General features: G+C 58.0%; 2 protein-coding genes. One reads left to right on the top strand and one right to left on the bottom strand.

Annotated features, from left to right (window positions below):
• Window positions 1-81 precede the first annotated feature (81 nt).
• Window positions 82-876, bottom strand: coding sequence for an ABC transporter substrate-binding protein (locus AC1DT3_RS20245; RefSeq protein ID WP_477467004.1), 795 nt, complete (start codon window positions 874-876; stop codon window positions 82-84).
• A gap of 370 nt (window positions 877-1,246) precedes the next feature.
• On the opposite strand from AC1DT3_RS20245, the gene AC1DT3_RS20240 reads away from it, so the two are divergent.
• Window positions 1,247-1,711: aminotransferase class I/II-fold pyridoxal phosphate-dependent enzyme (locus AC1DT3_RS20240; protein WP_477467003.1), on the top strand; the 465-nt coding region annotated here is incomplete at its 3' end.

Raw genomic sequence — 1,711 nt, 5'->3', positions numbered from 1 at the left:
GGCTCATCGGCCACCTCTGAAAAAACCGCTATCGCAGTGAAGCGATAGCGGTTTGTGGTCTGGATCAGTGCTTCGCAGCGCCTATTGCGCAGTCGGTATCGGCTTTACTTGCACGACACTCGAATTCGGTTCGGGATCCGCGCCCAGCCATTTCTTGTGCAAGGCCGTCATGGTGCCGTCCTTTTTGAGTTCGGTGATCGCGTTGTTGACGGGCTCGAGAAGCGGTGAGCCCTTGCGCATCATGATCGCAAACTGATCGCCGGTCGGAATACGACTGACGACGGTCATGCCTGGCATCTTCAGAAACGCGAACTGGAAACCGGCGATGTCTCCAATGGCGCCGACGAGGCGCTGGCTTCGGACGTCCAGGATCAGGTCCTGCTGCGTGTTGTAACCCTTGTAGCCGCCGATGCCGAACTTGTCGGTGTTCTGCTTGATCCACGCCTCGCCGACTGAAGTCGAAATGGCTCCGACCGTTTCGCCCTTGATGTCCTCGATCTTCTTCAACTTCGAATTCGCCATGCTGACGAGAGCGAGATCGCTGTCGTAGTAACCCTGCGTGAAAGATTGATTCTTGAGGCGTTCGTTGGTGATCGAAATCGATGAAATGGCAAAATCGATGCGGCCCGAACTGGTCGCGGCGAACAGTGCCTGGAAGCCCATGTCCTGGAACTCCACCGGTCGGCCGAGCTTGGCGCCGATGGCCTTCGCGAGGTCGACTTCGAAGCCTTCGAACTCGCCCTTTTCGTTCTTCGCCTCCCAGGGCGGATTGGACGGATAGGCTCCGACGACGAGCTTTTCAGCAGCGGTCGCAGCACCAGTCAGCCCCACCAGAACTGCGGCGGCTGCCATTTGAAGACGAAAATTGAATTTCATCGGTGGTTCCCTCTGTGTGGTGTCCGCCCCGTGGATTTCTTTCCGTTTTTCGAGGCCTGTCCCGCTGGTCCCGCTGGATGAGATTGTAAGAGCTGGCGTCAGCTTGACTGACGCAATCTTCGCAATCTTTGGATTTGTTTCAAGCCTAAACTTTCTGGCGAGAGGGCTGAGAACCAGCGCTTCGATTCAGCCTGTGAACGAGGTCGCGGAGAGGGGAACCAGGACGGCACGCGGGCTCCAAGCGAGCCGGGGGCAAGGGGTGTGTATTTTAAGCTTGAAATAATTTTCCGGCGGGTAGAGGTTTAGGGGAGATGGCGCGCCRGCCTCGCGAGCGTGCCCTGTTACAATCAGATCAGGAAAGACCATCACGGTGAGAAAGCTCGACCAGACGCCAGGCCTTTTGCGGAACGAGCCCCAGCAGCCGGCCGTCCAGCATATCCGTCCGCTCATTCAGGATCTTCCGACAGAGAACATTGCGGAGCTGGCCGTTCGTGCTCAGCAGCTGAGCGGCGTCATCCCGTTGTGGTACGGCGAGGGCGATATGGTCACGCCCGAGTTCATCCGCGATGCGGCCAAATCGGCTCTCGACGATGGGATGACCTTCTATATTCCCAACATGCGCGGCGCTCCGAACCTGTCGCAAGCGCTGGCCGACTATCAATCCGAATTGCACGGCGTTCCGATCGGCATCGAGCGTTCGACTGTGACGCCGGGCGGCATGCAGGCCTTGCTGATTGCTTTGAGTCTCATCGTCGATCTCGGGCAGAATGTGGTTTACGTGGAGCCGCAATGGCCCAACATCCACAACCTGATTCACTTCACCGGAGGCGAACCC

The organism is Microvirga sp. P4_G7, assembly GCF_056401005.1.
The sequence above is the reverse complement of the archived record's forward strand: the minus strand, read 5'-3'. Positions and strand labels throughout refer to the sequence as shown.

Excerpts from the sequence above, each read along its gene's own strand:
- AC1DT3_RS20245 (WP_477467004.1), bottom strand. The coding sequence starts at position 876 with ATGAAATTCAATTTTCGTCTTCAAATGGCAGCCGCCGCAGTTCTGGTG.